Source organism: Salinibacillus aidingensis, assembly GCF_055393355.1.
Map to the genome: position 1 here is coordinate 1,858,638 of NZ_AP043759.1, position 15,679 is coordinate 1,874,316.

General features: G+C 39.9%; 16 protein-coding genes. 2 read left to right on the forward strand and 14 right to left on the reverse strand.

The genetic code is table 11. The annotated features are described in order from the left end of the window. Positions 1-89 precede the first annotated feature (89 nt). The 5 genes from ACZ5OK_RS10055 to ACZ5OK_RS10075 form a co-directional block, all read right to left on the reverse strand. The gene (locus ACZ5OK_RS10055; RefSeq protein WP_343836498.1) at positions 90-413 is read right to left on the reverse strand and encodes a CotD family spore coat protein; all 324 of its coding nucleotides are present in this window, start codon (positions 411-413) and stop codon (positions 90-92) included. 208 nt (positions 414-621) lie between these two features. Further along, a complete protein-coding gene (gene cdd, locus ACZ5OK_RS10060; RefSeq protein ID WP_425542164.1) occupies positions 622-1,035 on the reverse strand; it encodes a cytidine deaminase in 414 nt (137 codons plus the stop codon). An 84-nt stretch (positions 1,036-1,119) separates the two neighbouring features. Continuing rightward, the gene (locus tag ACZ5OK_RS10065; RefSeq protein ID WP_343836502.1) at positions 1,120-1,464 is read right to left on the reverse strand and encodes a DUF1798 family protein; all 345 of its coding nucleotides are present in this window, start codon (positions 1,462-1,464) and stop codon (positions 1,120-1,122) included. A gap of 43 nt (positions 1,465-1,507) precedes the next feature. Further along, positions 1,508-1,813 carry a hypothetical protein gene (locus tag ACZ5OK_RS10070; RefSeq protein ID WP_343836505.1) on the reverse strand — a complete coding sequence of 102 codons (306 nt, stop codon included), beginning with the start codon at positions 1,811-1,813 and terminating at the stop codon, positions 1,508-1,510. Positions 1,814-2,142: 329 nt separating this feature from the next. Then, on the reverse strand, positions 2,143-3,087 hold the full coding sequence (locus ACZ5OK_RS10075; protein WP_343836506.1) for a DUF2515 family protein: 945 nt from the start codon (positions 3,085-3,087) through the stop codon (positions 2,143-2,145). An 84-nt stretch (positions 3,088-3,171) separates the two neighbouring features. On the opposite strand from ACZ5OK_RS10075, the gene recU reads away from it, so the two are divergent. Then, positions 3,172-3,765, forward strand: a complete 594-nt coding sequence (gene recU, locus ACZ5OK_RS10080; RefSeq protein WP_343836509.1) for a Holliday junction resolvase RecU — start codon at positions 3,172-3,174, stop codon at positions 3,763-3,765. Positions 3,766-3,783: 18 nt separating this feature from the next. After that, the gene (locus ACZ5OK_RS10085) at positions 3,784-6,399 is read left to right on the forward strand and encodes a transglycosylase domain-containing protein (RefSeq protein ID WP_343836511.1); all 2,616 of its coding nucleotides are present in this window, start codon (positions 3,784-3,786) and stop codon (positions 6,397-6,399) included. Positions 6,400-6,559: 160 nt separating this feature from the next. On the opposite strand, the gene nth is transcribed toward ACZ5OK_RS10085, so the two are convergent. The 9 genes from nth to panD all read right to left on the reverse strand — a co-directional run bounded on the left by nth (position 6,560) and on the right by panD (position 15,652). Next, entirely contained in the window at positions 6,560-7,237 is a 678-nt protein-coding gene (gene nth / locus ACZ5OK_RS10090) for an endonuclease III (protein WP_343836513.1), read from the reverse strand. Positions 7,238-7,254: 17 nt separating this feature from the next. Then, complete coding sequence (locus ACZ5OK_RS10095; protein WP_343836516.1) at positions 7,255-7,941, reverse strand: DnaD domain-containing protein; 687 nt, start codon at positions 7,939-7,941, stop codon at positions 7,255-7,257. 149 nt (positions 7,942-8,090) lie between these two features. Continuing rightward, positions 8,091-9,386 carry an asparagine--tRNA ligase gene (gene asnS, locus ACZ5OK_RS10100; RefSeq protein WP_343836518.1) on the reverse strand — a complete coding sequence of 432 codons (1,296 nt, stop codon included), beginning with the start codon at positions 9,384-9,386 and terminating at the stop codon, positions 8,091-8,093. Positions 9,387-9,401: 15 nt separating this feature from the next. Next, a complete protein-coding gene (locus ACZ5OK_RS10105) occupies positions 9,402-10,589 on the reverse strand; it encodes a pyridoxal phosphate-dependent aminotransferase (RefSeq protein WP_343836520.1) in 1,188 nt (395 codons plus the stop codon). Between the two features lie 17 nt (positions 10,590-10,606). Then, the gene (locus tag ACZ5OK_RS10110; RefSeq protein WP_343836522.1) at positions 10,607-11,104 is read right to left on the reverse strand and encodes a cell wall elongation regulator TseB-like domain-containing protein; all 498 of its coding nucleotides are present in this window, start codon (positions 11,102-11,104) and stop codon (positions 10,607-10,609) included. Next, positions 11,094-11,267, reverse strand: coding sequence for a YpmA family protein (locus tag ACZ5OK_RS10115; RefSeq protein ID WP_343836524.1), 174 nt, complete (start codon positions 11,265-11,267; stop codon positions 11,094-11,096). Before ACZ5OK_RS10115 ends, ACZ5OK_RS10110 begins: the two co-directional genes overlap by 11 nt. 289 nt (positions 11,268-11,556) lie before the next feature. Next, the gene (locus ACZ5OK_RS10120; RefSeq protein ID WP_343836526.1) at positions 11,557-12,354 is read right to left on the reverse strand and encodes a ComEC/Rec2 family competence protein; all 798 of its coding nucleotides are present in this window, start codon (positions 12,352-12,354) and stop codon (positions 11,557-11,559) included. Between the two features lie 57 nt (positions 12,355-12,411). After that, positions 12,412-15,165: an ATP-dependent DNA helicase DinG gene (dinG, locus tag ACZ5OK_RS10125; protein WP_343836528.1), complete on the reverse strand. Its 2,754-nt coding sequence runs from the start codon at positions 15,163-15,165 to the stop codon at positions 12,412-12,414. 100 nt (positions 15,166-15,265) lie between these two features. Continuing rightward, entirely contained in the window at positions 15,266-15,652 is a 387-nt protein-coding gene (gene panD / locus ACZ5OK_RS10130) for an aspartate 1-decarboxylase (RefSeq protein WP_343836530.1), read from the reverse strand. Positions 15,653-15,679 lie beyond the last annotated feature (27 nt).

The following is a 15,679-nucleotide window of genomic DNA, read 5'->3' on the forward strand; positions in this document are numbered from 1 at the left end:
GGAGGGGGAAGCTCCCCCTCCCTATGCTATTTAGCAGCCATTGTAGGGTTTGTGATTCATGGATGCAGGTGATCCTGCATTGGGTCCTCCTAGTCCTCCTGGTCCCATATTGGCCGGTGAAACCATGTTTGGCGCCCCTGGCCCATGTTAGCCGGTGATACCATATTTGGTGAGCCCGGTCCCATGTTGACATTCTGTGACTGCACATTATTCATGACAGACTGTGTGTGTGGATAATAATGTTTATTTTTGACTAAATGATGATTCATAATCGTTGTATTAGTGGGATGAATGTGATTCACTTCATGGGGTATATAATTATCTTTCACACAATGCTTTGTAGGATAAACGACATTTTGTGCCGGGCTTACCCCCATGGGATGGCAGCCTTTATGATGATGACGATGATGCACACTATCCTCCCCTTTCCTGAACTCTACACTAACACTATATTACCTAAGGAAGAGACATGTACTAAGCCATGTACCTAAATCTGTACATTACACCAATTTTGTATGACTGCCTACGCCTCCTCATCTGATTTTTTATCCACAAATTATCTATAGATTATAATTCCTGTATCATAAAAAAAACCTCCTGTTTAAAACAAGAGGTAACACTTTATGAATTGGATTGTCCTTCTGCTAAATCTTCAGATGTAAAAGAAAATGGAAGGAGCTCCTCCACTGTCATAGATTTAACATCGCCTTTCATATTTGTAACAATAACCTCCATATCCGGCTCGAAAAATTCGCTCATCACTTGTCTGCATGAACCACATGGGGGTACTGGGCGATCTGAATCCGCAATAACAGCTAATTGAGAAAATTCGGTTTCTCCCTCTGAGATTGCTTTAAAAATGGCAACTCTTTCAGCACAGCATGAAACAGGGTAGGCGGCATTTTCAATATTACACCCTTTAAAAACCTTTCCATCCTTTGTTAATAGAGCTGCACCTACATTAAAATGGGAGTAAGGTACATAAGCCTGGTTCCATATTTCTTTTGCATAATTAATCAGCGTTTGTTTATCCATAATGTCCTTCCTCTCAGAATAGTCTGGAGATTCATTATAAATAAAGTTCATTCCATTGTAAAGCGCTTTCTGTATGGTGTGGGGTTAATCATTCAAAATCCGATTCATCACGTAATCAATGGAATTATATAATTCCATAAATCTTTTTCTGCGGACATCGATATAATAGCTGTGTAAGAGTAAAAGCTCCATATTGTCTTTCGTATTTTCCACCTGATTAGGCATTACATTTAAGCTGGCAATATGATTGGTGACCTCTTTTTCCCAATTATTAATCAGTTCAAAAATTGGGGCTGTTTCCTTCTTAATTCGCTCAAATTCTTCCCGATCTTTACGGTCAACTTTATTTCCCTCATTATATCGTTGTAAGCTTTTCTCCAAAAGCTCAGAATAAATTCCGTCTATAATCCTGTGTAAGTTATCCAGCATGTCTATACATCCTTTTTACTTACACTTTATCACTTTTCAATGTTTATTTCATCCATTGTGCAAATCTTGTAAGAAAAGGAAGTGAGTTGAAATCCTTGTTCATTTTGCTGTTTAGAACCCCTCCCTTTATTTCTTTGAATTTATCGTAAATCACCACAAGCTCCAATGGCAGAGACTTGATGTTTTTCTTTTGTTCAGCAAGGTATGTCGCTGCTTCAGCATTGATTTTATTACTTAATTGCTTCTCCATAGTCCGAAGCTTCTGTTCAGCTTGTTCCAACGCCCTATCCAGTTCTGCTCCACTGATTTTATTTTCCCTGCTTTCCTCATCCTTATAGGCTAAATTCATTTACAATCAGCCTCCTTTTTTATATTCAGTTATGTCTTACTTTCTGCCTTATCCTTTTATCTCCTTTACGTCCGACAAAGAAAGAAGAAATGTTACAAGGGATTCGTTTTGTTTCATGGCAAGTATAGAATTATCGACATGCTTCACACTATGACTAAGGAGGGTTTGTGATGGGTAAAAAAGATAATCAGAAAAATCGAAAGCCAGTAGAAGAAGAACCTGTGCGCAGAGGCTGGAAAGGTGATGGAAATAAAAAACTTGATGGACCCAATCGTCCGTCAACCTGATATGTAGTCGTAAATGGCTGATCATGGGTTTTTACCAATGGATCAGCCATTTCTAAATTTTCCAGCTATAATGGAGAGCTTTTCCAGTGCTTTTCTTTTTTTATAGAAAATATCACCAATTGGTACTGGTTCTGAATGAGCTTCGTGCCACCACTCTTCCTGAAATAATGCAGGATCATACCAGTCTATCCGTTTCCTGTTATCATGCTTTATATCTGGATATATGTCTTCCAGAGCTTCTGCGGGGATGTACCTTTCACCCAGAAATTGCTCATATTCTCCCCTGGTCCCATCAGGTTCAACCTCCTCAGCAAACTGAAGGAAATGTTCATATAAATCATTGTGAAATAGTATGGAGGCTAATTTTTTTCCCGTCTTAATTCTTTCATTGGTGCTGGTAAATTTTTTTATGGACAAGCCATATAATATACCAGAAGGAGCAGGAAACAAAACAGCGTTTAAGTGAACCTTATCCTGCAGTATATAAGGAACATTATAGAAAATTTTCCACTTGAAAAAGGGTTCCTCTATCACAGGTTTTTGAATCAGATTCTGTTCGTTAATTATTTGAGCATATAACAAACGTTTTTCATTTTTATGTAACCAAAAATGCATCCATTCGTCTATCATAAACGTAGATACATAAAAGTACCTTAATAAATGAAAGAGAGGTTGTTTATAACGGGTTGAATAATGGTAAATGAGTAATTGAGGGTATGCGTCCGAAAAAATGAACCAGTTCGCCCTTTCATAAGTCATAAATAAATGGCGTGACATCCTCGCTGACAGCAAATTTTTATACGTGTCCGTTTTGAGGTCTGTCATATTCCAGCCTGCATTTCGGGACACCATACTGGCCAGAAAGGACCACTGAATTTCACGGGAATTCAGGTAAAACTGAAGATAGGCCTTGGTCCGTTCCACATTATTGATGTTCTTTTTGTCTGTTTGCTCTTTAATGTCAGTGATGATTTCATGATAATTCACACAAATCTTCCCTTCTGATTTTATGTTTTTAATACCTTTTTTTCGTAAAATTTGATATGATACTGCAGTATAGGGGAGGATTTTATGCACTATCCGAATGGAAAAAAAAGAATGACGACAAATCAGTACAAAAACACGATGAATCAGCCAACAAACTTTGGAAAACGTGGAATGACCCTCGAAAATGATATCAATGAGACGAATAAATATTATTTGGAACGGAATCTAGCCGTTGTCCATAAAAAACCAACTCCTGTGCAAATCGTACAGGTGGATTATCCAAAAAGAAGTGCTGCAGTTATTCGTGAAGCCTATTTTAAGCAGGCATCAACAACTGACTACAATGGGCTTTATAAAGGAAAATATATTGATTTTGAAGCTAAAGAAACACGCAGTCGGACTTCTTTCCCTTTAGCTAATATTCACCAGCATCAGGTTGATCATATGAAGTCCGTAGCAGCGCACGATGGAATCTGTTTTCTAATTATTCGCTTGCAAAACCAGGAGGAATCCTTCCTTCTGCCCGCAGAACAATTTTTCCCCTATTGGGACCAGCAGTTTCAGGGTGGCAGAAAGTCGATTCCTATTAACGCTATAAAAGAACATGGTTTTAAGATTCCCTTTAGTTTACAAGCAAAAGTAGACTATCTAAAAGTCATTGATCAGGTCTATTTTTAGACGGGAGGAGATTTAAATATGGCAGATCAAAGCCAATCTCGAATGCAACGAAGACAGCAAAAGAAACAGAATAAACAAGGCAAGACCAAATGGAATTGGAAAAGAATCCTGATTATTTTTGCCATAATTGGTGGTGTCCTATTCGCGGGAGTGGCAGGAACTTTTGCCGTATGGGCAGCAGGTGCTCCTTCACTGGATGCAGCAAACTTATCGGATCCCCTTTCATCAAAAATTTATGATCGTGAAGGAAATCTGATTGCCGACTTAGGCTCCCAAAAACGGACAAAAATTGAATATGACGATATACCACAGGTACTGGAGGATGCCGTTATAGCAACGGAAGACGCCAGGTTCCGCAGTCATTTTGGTATTGATTTCCAACGAATTTTAGCCGCTGTCTGGGCTAATGTTACCGAGGGCTTCGGAGCTGAAGGGGCCAGTACCATTACCCAGCAGGTTGTGAAAAATGCTGTTCTTTCGCAGGATAAAAGGCTTAAAAGAAAGGTTCAGGAACAATGGCTTGCCATGAAGTTAGAAAGAAAGTATTCCAAGAATGATATTTTAACCATGTATTTAAATAAAATTCATTACGGAAACTCTACGTATGGTGTGGCCAAGGCAGCTGAAGTCTATTTTGGCAAGAAAGACTTAAGCAAATTAACCTTACCTGAAGCCGCTCTGTTAGCAGGTATTCCACAGCTGCCAAATGTATACGATCCGACAAAGAATCCTGAAAAAGCTCAGGAACGAAAAAATGTTGTCCTGGACTTAATGGTTCAGCACGGAAAAATATCCGAAAAGAAAGCTGAAAAAGCCAAGAAGGTTCATGTGAATGAACTTGTAGTAGAGGATTATGAATCAGACATCCCTTATGGAGACTTTTTAGAGAAGGTAGTAAAAGAAGTTAAGAATAAAATGGGGGATGAGGTTGATATTTATCAGGATGGTTTAAAAATTTATACAACATTAGATCCTAAAGCCCAAAAACAGGTGGAACTTCTGTTAAGTGATTCAGAGAATAATCCGCTGAGAGGATATTTTAACAATGAAGAGTTGCAGTCAGCTTTATCCGTGGTTGACACAAAAACTGGAGAAATCCTGGCTTTAGGTGGTCAATACAATGGAAAAGAAGGAATTGGAGCTGACTATAACTATGCCTTTCAAGATGGTTTCCAGCCTGGTTCTACTATGAAGCCTATTATGAGCTATGGACCACTTATCGAAAACAAGAAGCGATCCACATACTATCAATTTAATGATGCTGACCATGAATATTCGGATGGGACTGATATTTCGAACTGGGATAATAGCTATAGAGGATGGAATACCATGCGATACCATTTAGCTTATTCTCGGAATATACCTGCCTTGAAGGCATTACAGGAAGTTGGGACAGATAAAGCAGCAGAATTTGCTGAAAAATTAGGTTTGCCCGTGTCTAAATATAATGGTGTCTATGAATCAGATGCCATCGGCGGGCATATTGAACCGAATACGGTGCAAATGGCCGGTGCCTATGCTGCGTTTGGAAATCAAGGAATTTTTAATAAACCACACGCTGTAAAGAAAGTTGTCATGGGTGATAAAGAAGTTGATTTTTCAGAAGAACCAACAGTCGCCATGTCTAAATATACAGCCTATATGATAAGTGATATGTTAAAAGACGTTGTACAATATGGAACAGGTACAGATGCAAACGTCTCCGGATTGCCTCTGGCTGGTAAGACAGGTACCACCAACGGCAATCAGGATGCCTGGTTCAGTGGTTATACGACGAATTATTCCATTTCAGTTTGGACCGGATATCCTAAATCCAGTGATAGTCTGGAAGGAAATCAGGATGATATTCCTAAATTAATGTTTAAGAATATTATGCAGCACATTTCGCAAGGGGTAGAAACGAAGGATTTTGTAAAACCAGACTCTGTTGTTGAAGTTGGCGTTGAAAAAGGCACACGTCCTGCAAAATTACCTAGTGAATTTACTCCTGAAGACCAGATCATCAACGAGTTATTTGTAAAAGGCCAAGAACCTGAAAAAGTATCAGAGAAATATGACCAAATTGATCCAGTCAGCGAGTTAAAAGCGGAATACAATGAACAGGAAAAAGCTGTAGACCTTAGCTGGAATTATGATGGTGAAGCAGAAAATATTAAATTTGAAGTAAAAGCGGGCATCGAAAATTCAGATTTACAAGTCATCACAAACACGCAAAACAAGCAAGTTAAAGTGACAGACATTCGACCTGGATCTAAGGTTATTTTCGAAGTTACGGCTGTTCATACGGATGATTCCGAAAACCGCAGTGAGCCGCAACGAGTTGAACTGGAGATTCCTGAAGAGGAAGAAGATCCATTTGACGACATGTTGCCTGGTGAAGGAAATGGAAATGGTAATGGAAATGGAAATGGAAACGGAAATGGTAATGGCAACGGGAACGGCAATGGGAATGATGAAGGTAATGGCAATGAAGGTGATGATCAACAAGATGATGGTGATGGCGAAAACGGTAGCGACAATGGCAGCGAAGACGGAAATGAAGAAGGACCAACCGACCCGCCCCAAGATGGTGAAAGTCCGCCAGATGACGGTCAGACAGCCCAAATTGACGGATTAATGAGAAGAGCAGGTTAAGAACAACGCATGTTGCCTTCCCTGAAAAAAATTAATCATTCATCAAATGATGATTTCCATACCCAACAAGAAGAGCTGAATCCTCCAGGAAAACTGGAGAATTCAGCTCTTTCTTTTTTTCAGACCTTTATTTCGTGCAAATGAAAATCATCTGCTTATATCACGACTGATTACTATTGGTTATTTCCTTTTCCCTCTTCCTCATTCGCTTTTGTCCTTCCCTGCATACCTCTAATAAAGGGCAAATTTCACATTGAGGACTTTGTGCTTTACAGTGATATCTCCCAAAGAAAATCATACGATGATGTGTATCTCCCCATTCATCTTCAGGAATCTTACGCATAAGTGTTTTTTCAACTTCCAGAACAGAATCCTTCCAGCGACAGAATCCTAATCGTTTAGAAACCCGTTCAACATGTGTATCCACTGCAATGGCAGGCTTATTAAACGCAACTGATACAACAACGTTGGCTGTTTTTCTTCCTACACCGGGGAGGTTCACTAATTTTTCGTGTTCATCAGGAACCTGTCCATCGTACTGTTCAACTAATATCTCACACAACTTACGAATATTTTTTGATTTATTCCGGTATAAGCCAATTCTTTTTATATCATTTTGCAGTTCCTCTAGTGAAACAGCTAAATAATCTTCGGGTGTTTTATATTTTTGAAACAAATCCTTAGTCACTTTATTCACCAGTGCATCCGTACATTGCGCTGAAAGTACGACTGCGATGAGCAACTCAAATGGGTTGGAATGGGTAAGTTCACATTTGGCTTCAGGAAACATTTCCCCCATCTTATCCAGACAAAAACGAATCTGTTTTTTTGTCAGCATTAATTGACCACCTCTTCCTATTCACCATCTTCATCTAACCAATTATAATAAACGGAAGTATCCCGTTTTTTCTTCTTTTGAGTACCGCTTGTCTGATTGGAATTCTGACGGAAGGACTGACTCACCTTCCGTGCATCTTCAACCGTTTTAACCCCTTTTTTTCTCCACTCTATGAGGATTCGATCTACATAGCGGAAATTTAATTTTCCCATTAAAACCGCTTCACGAAGAGCCGCTTTAATGAGAGATGGGGCTAACTGATCATCATCCAGCCAATGATTGATCGTCTCAATTTCAATAGGGGATAGAGCCCGGCCAAATTCCTGTTCAAATAAATAAAATAGTTTTCCTTCATGTTCGGCCTGTTCTTCCTTTTCAACCTGATCATAAATCTTCTTCCAAATGGGCTCCAGCGAATACCATTCATAGATGACATGATCCTCCTGGTGCTGTTCAATCTTTATCAGACTCTTATTCATAAGTTTTTTAAGTACTCGGGCAAGCTCCTGTTCATTTATGGTCATATGTTCACTGATCGCCTGAATGGAAGGGAGACGATTTCCTTCTGACTGAAGTCGATAAATCTGTAAAATAACGACAAGCTCCCCTTCCGTCATTCCCAAAGATGTATAGTTCAGTAAAAGGGTCTTAGGGAATGTCATTTGATCAAAAATGACCTGATAATAAGCTGAATCGTTTTGCATGATTATCCCACCTTACAGTTATTATAGCATGTACTCTTGCTGAATCATGTATGAAAAGTTCTGTGGGAGAAAATATTAGACCCATTAGCTGTATAAAAGGCTCCCTGTTTTAAGGGAGCCTTTTTACTATAAATCATTTTTTACAGACATCATGGATACAAACGATTTAACAGACGTGGGAACGGAATCGTTTCACGTACATGCTCGATTCCTGCAATCCAGGCTACCGTACGCTCTAATCCCAAACCAAAGCCCGAGTGAGGAACACTTCCATATTTTCTTAACTCCAGATACCATTCATAAGCGGGACCTGTAAGTCCATGCTCCTTGTAACGCTGCTCCATTAAATCCAAATCATCTATACGCTCGGATCCACCGATAATTTCCCCATATCCTTCAGGAGCAATTAAATCTGCACATAATACGACATCAGGATTGTCTGGATCCGGCTGCATATAAAAGGCTTTCAGCTTGGTAGGATAATGAGTGATAAAGACTGGTTTATCAAAACTTTCGGCAATGGCTGTTTCGTGAGGTGCTCCGAAATCATCGCCCCATTCAACGTCATCAAATCCCTGTTCCTTCAAAAATTTCAACGCATCATCATATGTAATTCGCGGAAATGGGGCTTGAATATTTTCAAGCTTTGAAACATCTCGTTCAAGTGCCTGTAATTCAAGCTTACAGTTTTCCAATACGGATTGAACAATATGAGTGACATACTGTTCCTGCAGCTCCAGGCTTTCCTCATGCTTCATAAATGCCATTTCCGGCTCAATCATCCAGAATTCAATCAGATGTCTGCGTGTTTTTGATTTTTCGGCACGGAAGGTAGGACCAAAGGAAAATACCTTTCCAAGTGCCATGGCCGCAGCCTCCATATAAAGCTGTCCACTTTGGGATAAATAAGCATCCTCATCAAAGTATTTTGTATGGAACAATTCTGTTGTGCCTTCTGCAGACGCCCCTGTTAAGATAGGTGGATCCACTTTCACAAAGCCCTGCTGATTATAAAACTCATAAGTGGCCCGAATAATTTCATTCCTGACTTTCATAATCGCATGCTGTTTCTTGGACCGTAACCATAAATGGCGGTGATCCATCAGGAATTCTGTGCCATGATTTTTCGGTGTAATCGGATAATCTACGGCTTCATGGATAAGTTCAATACCACTCACTTGAATTTCATAGCCAAGTGGAGATCGGGAATCCTCAACAATTGTACCTGTTACATACAACGAAGACTCCTGTGTCAGCTGCTTCTTAGCTAAATCAAAAACCTCTTCTTCTACATCAGATTTAACTACAACTCCCTGAATAAAACCTGTCCCATCACGAAGCTGTAAAAAGGCAATTTTTCCACTGGAGCGCTTATTGGCAAGCCAGGCTCCAATCGTTACTTCTTCTCCTACATGTTTATATACTTGATTGATTGTCGTCTTCATGACGCTTCCTCCTATTTAAACGGTTTGATGTTTTTCGATAAAACGTTTGATACGTTTAGCTGCTTCTTCAAGCTGATCTAAAGAGGTTGCATAGGATAAACGAACATTTTCAGGTGCACCGAAACCGGATCCCGGAACTAATGCAACCTTCTCCTCTTCAAGAAGGGCTTCCACCCAGTCAAAAACTTCATCATAACCACAGGCTGCTGCGGCCTCTTTGACATTTGGAAACAGATAAAAGGCGCCTTTAGGTTTTACACAGCTGACACCTGGTAAATCGGTTACCCACTGATACAGTTTTTCCAATCTCTCTCCGAATGCTTCTTTCATCTTATTTACTTCCTCTTCAGAAGCGGAATAAGCTGCAAGTGCTCCATACTGCGAAATAGACGTAGGGTTGGAGGTGGAATGGGAAGCCAGGTTTGTCATCGCTTTGATGATCGTTTCATTCCCGGCTGCATATCCAATTCTCCAGCCTGTCATGGAATGGGACTTGGAAACCCCATTAATAATAACGGTTGATTCTTTAAGTTTATCCGACAGCTGCGCAATGGAAATGTGGTGATGCTCGCCATATATTAACTTTTCGTATATTTCATCTGAAACAATGGTTATATTATGTTTTAGGCACACATCTCCTATTGCCTGTAACTCTTCTCTGGAATATATGACACCTGTTGGATTACTTGGAGAATTAATAATAATTGCTTTGGTTCTATCGGTAATCGCTTGTTCCACCTGCTCCGGAGTTAATTTAAACTCATTGTCTTCCTGAGCTTCAACAAACACAGGTTTTCCCTGTGCGAGCTTTATCTGTTCAGGATAACTTACCCAATACGGTGTTGGAACGATCACCTCATCACCAGGATTAAGTAATACCTGAAACAAAGTGAATAACGCGTGTTTGGCCCCAATCGTTACAATCAATTCATTTTCACGATATTCAAGATTCTGATCACGTTTGAATTTTTTCTGAATCTGCTGCTTTAATTCCGGGAGACCTCCGGAAGGCGTATATTTTGTTTTTCCTTCATCCATGGCTTTTTTCGCCGCTTGTATAATATGTTCCGGCGTATTAAAATCCGGTTCACCAGCTGCTAAACCGATCACATCATGGCCTTCTTTTTTCAGTGCCTTTGCTTTTGCTGTGATCGCCAAAGTACTTGAAGGCGTTAAGCTTTGTACACGTTCTGCCAATTCCATTAAGTGGATTCCTCCTCTTATTTTTTACTTAGCTTCACTTGTTCGTACAAATCTCCATTTTCAAACAAGTACGTTTCAAATACGTATTGATTGTCATTGTTTTTATATGTGATTTCCCAGATTACATTTCCATTCTCAATACCTGGAGTGATACTTTGCATTGTACAGTCCTGGCACTGTTCCTTCCAGATTGAGGTTATTTTTTCTTTACTTATTCCGTCGTTTTCTTGCACATATGTAATTTCCTCATCTTTCTCAACAGGAACAAACGCCATTCCTTTTGTTTCGTCTTCTGAAAGTCCCACGGCAACATCATAGGCCTTTTCCCCATTATATCGCACTATACTCTCGATTTCTTCTAAAGGCGTTTCCTGTAGCGCCTGTTGTCTGGATTGTTCAAATGTCGCTTCTTTACCCTCCATTGCCGTACTATACACGTAGATAAAGGATCCGGCAACGATTAAGAAAAGGATGAAAAAAATAAGGGCAACGAGGCGAAACCACCTATGTCTCATAAATGGTGAAGATTGCTGTCTTTTCATCTTCCTGGTCCAACGCTAATCCAAACATTAAATCCTTTTCTTTTAGTGTACGATTTAAACAATCCACAATCTTGTAAAGGTTATCTGTTTTTGAAACACGTAATGTAGTGAGTGTCTCAGGGCCTGACTGGGTCATAGAGTACCTCCTTAACCATTCAGAAGCCATACATAGAAATTTTTGCACCGTATATCATCAAGCAATGAATCCCAAACTAATGGATGTCTGAAAGGTTACTTCGTTATATATTATAACAATAAATTTCAGTCGCTAAATAGTTAAATCAATAATTCCGATTAAAATTTTCCTAACCCATACCAAAATGCTGCTTGCACCTGCTCAAGTTTTCATCGAAAAGAAACAATGAGATCGTGTTAACGAAATCGTTAACACGATTTTTTTGGCTTAAGGCGCTTCCGCCTTTGTTTTAACGGACAAATTCGTAATCTGATGGGGTGAAGATAATTTGAACCGTACCTACCCTTTTCAAATGATAAACATCAATCCACAGCTCTGTCAGCCGTTCGACAAGTCCTGCATGCAGTTTTTTATCCTTCAGGTCATAAATAATCGCTATATGAGGATCAAGCTGGTCTAACAGCTCACCTGTCGGAAAGTTTTTTTCAGCATAATCGGGAATCTTGATAATCTCCGTCTGAATAGGCAAATCCTTTAAGATATCTTCAATCGCCTGATTTGCTTCTGACATAAAAACCATGGAGTTTTTGCCAAATGTGATATACAATGACATGTTTTGAGAATTGGGATTAACCTTTAAAACTTTAAACCTCAGACCTGTACTTGGCTCATAAGTCTCCCCATGCTCCCATTTAACAGTACTGATATCTTCCGTCTGAATATTAACACAGGGCTGATAATTCGAACTTGCAATCTTTTTTACATGGTACTTGTCAATAATAACATCTGCATTGCCGCACGCTGTTTCATTTTTATTGGTTAGTACTAAGTAATCAATTTGCCGTACTTCCAGCTCCTCCAACTGCCCGACAAGGTCCTCTTCGCTATCCTTAGATCCTGTATTAATAAGAATTCGTTTATCCCTGCCAGTTGTAATGAGAAGTGATTCCCCATCAGTAAGATGAAAAAAGGTAAACTTTACTTCATCTTCAGACAGGGTACGCTCAAGAGCCTCTGCAGGATAGGCTGATAATCCTGCTATTACAATTGCCAGACAAAAAATAACGACCCTTTTCCATATGTTCATTACATCTCACATCCCATCATCAGTATCCAAGAATAGAATGTGTAACTATTCCATAACTTATGAAAACCATTTTCGTGCCTGGTCTAATAAAGAGTGTGCATCATCATATAAAAGAGACGCCTGTGGAATGGACTCAATAAAGTATTTGCCATATTTTGCTTTCATTAAACGGCCATCACAGACAAACACAATACCTCTATCCTTACTTGAGCGAATTAAGCGGCCAAATCCCTGCTTAAAACGGATAACGGCATTTGGCAGGGCCAGCTGCATAAAAGGGTTTTTTCCTTCCTCTCTCAGGGCTTCTGCCTTTGCATGATAAACCGGATGACCAGGGGGTTCAAACGGCAGCCTGACAATCACTACAGAGGATAGGTCTTCACCGGGTATATCGATACCCTCCCAGAAGGAGCTTGTTCCAAGTAAGATGGCTCGATTAAAGGACTGAAAATTTTTCTGAAGCCTTGACCGACTTCCACTGGAAATTCCCTGACTGATAATCATAAAATCATCCTGATCAAAGAAGCCTTTAAGCATTTCATGAGTTTTTCGCAGCATTTGGTAGGACGTGAATAAAACAAGCATTCGTCCTTCTGTTATTTGGGCCAATTCGTAAATATTGTAGCTAATGGCAGATAAAAAGTCTTCTTCTTTATCTTTATTGATTTGTGGCAGATCATTAGGAACCAGTAATTGAACCTGATCCTCATAGGAAAAGGGAGAAGGAATTTTTTTTGTAAATACCTCGTCCTCTTCCAGACCATTTCTAGTCAAAATATAGCTAAAGGAATTACGGATTGTAAGTGTCGCACTAGTCAGCACAACACTCTTTTTTTGCTGATAAAATTGCTGTTTTAATAATGAACCCGTTTCAATCGGCTCACAATATAAGTAGACTGCATTTCGTGCTCCCTTTGCTTCAATTTCTATCCATTTAATCATCGACGTTTCTTCTTCATATAAAAACAGATGTAAATTCTGAATGAGGGCATCGACTTGTTCAATCTTTCTATTGATTTCTTCTTCATCTTCTTCCTGATTCATGGATTCATCCGTTTGAATGGATTCTTTGTTGTGATCAAGTCTTACGGACAGATCCTTCAGACTGAAGATAAATCTGGACGCTAAATCCCCCAGGAATACGACGGTATCCTCTTCCATGTCTTGTCGATTAAATAAAGTTTGTATACGACCAATGTCATTATAGGATGAACGATTCCCCTTTTGGTTCTGTACGAAATCGAACAGATAGCGAAACAAGTAATCAGCATGTTCCTTCGCTTCCGCTATTTCTTCCAGGGATTGGTTATCCGTCAGAATTTCCTCCAGCTCATTTAACAGATATTGAATGGAAACATAATCCACCTTCATCCCAAAATGCCTTGAAGCGGTCCGGTCCAAATGATGCCCTTCATCAACGATAGCATATTGATAGGAAGGCAGGAACTCATAGTCATGGACCATATCTGTACACAACAAAGCATGGTTGGTGATAATGAGATGCGCTTTCTGTGCCCGTCTTCTAATACGTTGATAATACGTACGGGAAAACCAGGGGGATTTCGGATCAAGTGTCCGTTCAGCCTCTGCATTTACCCGCCGCCAGAATATCCGGCCACTGGAAGGCAGATGCAATTCATCAACATCTCCAGAATCTGTTTCCGTTATCCAGACTAAAAGAAGGGCTTTCGTTAAAATCACATCATAATTATCATCCCAAGGGGGTTTTTCCAGTTCCTGTTCGAACTTTTTCAGGCTTAAATAATGACTTTTCCCTTTCACAATCACTGCATCAAAAGAAACAGGAAACAGGCTTTTAAGCAAAGGAATTTCCTGATCTAAAAGCTGCGACTGAAGCTGTGTTGTATAGGTACTGATCACAATCCGTTCATTATGCTGCAAGGCATAGTAAAGCCCCGGAAGCAGATAAGCCAAAGTTTTTCCTGTTCCGGTTTCGGCCTCAACGAACGCATGCTTCTCCCCCTGAAATGAATCAAAGAGAAACTCTGCCATCTCCCTTTGTCCTTCTCTTGTTTCGTACCCCTTCAATGCTTGTTGAAGGTTGCCATCCGATGCAAATACTTCCTCAATGAATTCTCCAAATGAGGTATCCCAGTCATGACTTTCCCGCACAGGTTTCTCCTGCTTTTTTATGCCCAGCCCCCGGTAAACCTCTATAGACGGATTCGTCTCCTCCAGTGTATATTTCTTATCGTCAATCCACTGGGTGAATAAGGCATGGAAATCACTATTTAATTTCGGTTCCAGATCCAACAGCTTTTCCACTGTTTCGACCGGAAGACGGCGGGCTTTATCCAGGAGGTTAAGGAGTATCTTTGCCGTTACATACGCATCTGAAAGAGCTCGATGAGGCTGCTGATGCTGGACATTTAAATCTTCTGCCAGCTGAGATAGCTTATATCCTGTAGCTCTTGGTGCAAATATACGGGCAAACTCCACGGTATCGATCACTTTTTCCCTAATCGGAGAAAAACCGGCATCCATTAATGCTTCGTTTAAAAAACCGAGATCAAACTGTACATGATGGGCAACAAAATATGCATCAGAACATAATTCTATAATATCTTCCGCAATTTCGGAAAACAGAGGCGCGGACTGAACCTGTTCATCCGTAATCCCCGTTAAATGAGATATAAATAATGGAATTTCCTGATCAGGTTTTACGTAGGTCCCAAATTGCTGTGTGATCATCCCATCTTCTACCACAACAATTCCTACTTCGATAATCTGGTCACCCTTTGTCGGGTTTTGCCCTGTCGTTTCTAAATCAACCACTGCAAATTTCTTCATGAAGTCACCTTCTTACTATGTATACCATCCAATTTAAGGGGTATTTTATAAAAATGGCCCCCACAACCGCGGGAGCTCCAGGGAATTGCTATGTGAACACCTACTTGATACTTGTTAAAGGTGGTTCTGCATGAATGATTTCGTCAATTTCATTATTTTCGTTCATAAGTGCAATCACTGGCTGATGTTCAGCAAGTTCACTTTCGGAAAGAACAGCATATGAAATAATTATAATGACATCATCTTCTTGAAACTGTCTGGCTGCAGCACCGTTTAAACACATGACACCACTTCCTCGTTCGCCGGAGATAACATAGGTCTCAATTCTGGCTCCATTATTGTTATTTACAATTTGCACTTTTTCATGTGGTAAGATGCCCACTTTATCTAAAATATCCTGATCAATCGTTACACTTCCAACATAATTCAGGTTGGCTTCAGTCACACGTGCACGATGGATCTTCGCATTCATCATGGTGCGAAACATGGTTTATTTCCCCCTAAACCCTTATTC

Excerpts from the sequence above, each read along its gene's own strand:
- cdd (WP_425542164.1), bottom strand. The coding sequence starts at position 1,035 with ATGGATAAACAAACGCTGATTAATTATGCAAAAGAAATATGGAACCAG.
- ACZ5OK_RS10065 (WP_343836502.1), bottom strand. The coding sequence starts at position 1,464 with ATGCTGGATAACTTACACAGGATTATAGACGGAATTTATTCTGAGCTT.
- ACZ5OK_RS10070 (WP_343836505.1), bottom strand. The coding sequence starts at position 1,813 with ATGAATTTAGCCTATAAGGATGAGGAAAGCAGGGAAAATAAAATCAGT.
- recU (WP_343836509.1), top strand. The coding sequence starts at position 3,172 with ATGCACTATCCGAATGGAAAAAAAAGAATGACGACAAATCAGTACAAA.
- ACZ5OK_RS10085 (WP_343836511.1), top strand. The coding sequence starts at position 3,784 with ATGGCAGATCAAAGCCAATCTCGAATGCAACGAAGACAGCAAAAGAAA.
- nth (WP_343836513.1), bottom strand. The coding sequence starts at position 7,237 with ATGCTGACAAAAAAACAGATTCGTTTTTGTCTGGATAAGATGGGGGAA.
- ACZ5OK_RS10095 (WP_343836516.1), bottom strand. The coding sequence starts at position 7,941 with ATGCAAAACGATTCAGCTTATTATCAGGTCATTTTTGATCAAATGACA.
- asnS (WP_343836518.1), bottom strand. The coding sequence starts at position 9,386 with ATGAAGACGACAATCAATCAAGTATATAAACATGTAGGAGAAGAAGTA.
- ACZ5OK_RS10105 (WP_343836520.1), bottom strand. The coding sequence starts at position 10,589 with ATGGAATTGGCAGAACGTGTACAAAGCTTAACGCCTTCAAGTACTTTG.
- ACZ5OK_RS10110 (WP_343836522.1), bottom strand. The coding sequence starts at position 11,104 with ATGAGACATAGGTGGTTTCGCCTCGTTGCCCTTATTTTTTTCATCCTT.
- ACZ5OK_RS10115 (WP_343836524.1), bottom strand. The coding sequence starts at position 11,267 with ATGACCCAGTCAGGCCCTGAGACACTCACTACATTACGTGTTTCAAAA.
- ACZ5OK_RS10120 (WP_343836526.1), bottom strand. The coding sequence starts at position 12,354 with ATGAACATATGGAAAAGGGTCGTTATTTTTTGTCTGGCAATTGTAATA.
- dinG (WP_343836528.1), bottom strand. The coding sequence starts at position 15,165 with ATGAAGAAATTTGCAGTGGTTGATTTAGAAACGACAGGGCAAAACCCG.
- panD (WP_343836530.1), bottom strand. The coding sequence starts at position 15,652 with ATGTTTCGCACCATGATGAATGCGAAGATCCATCGTGCACGTGTGACT.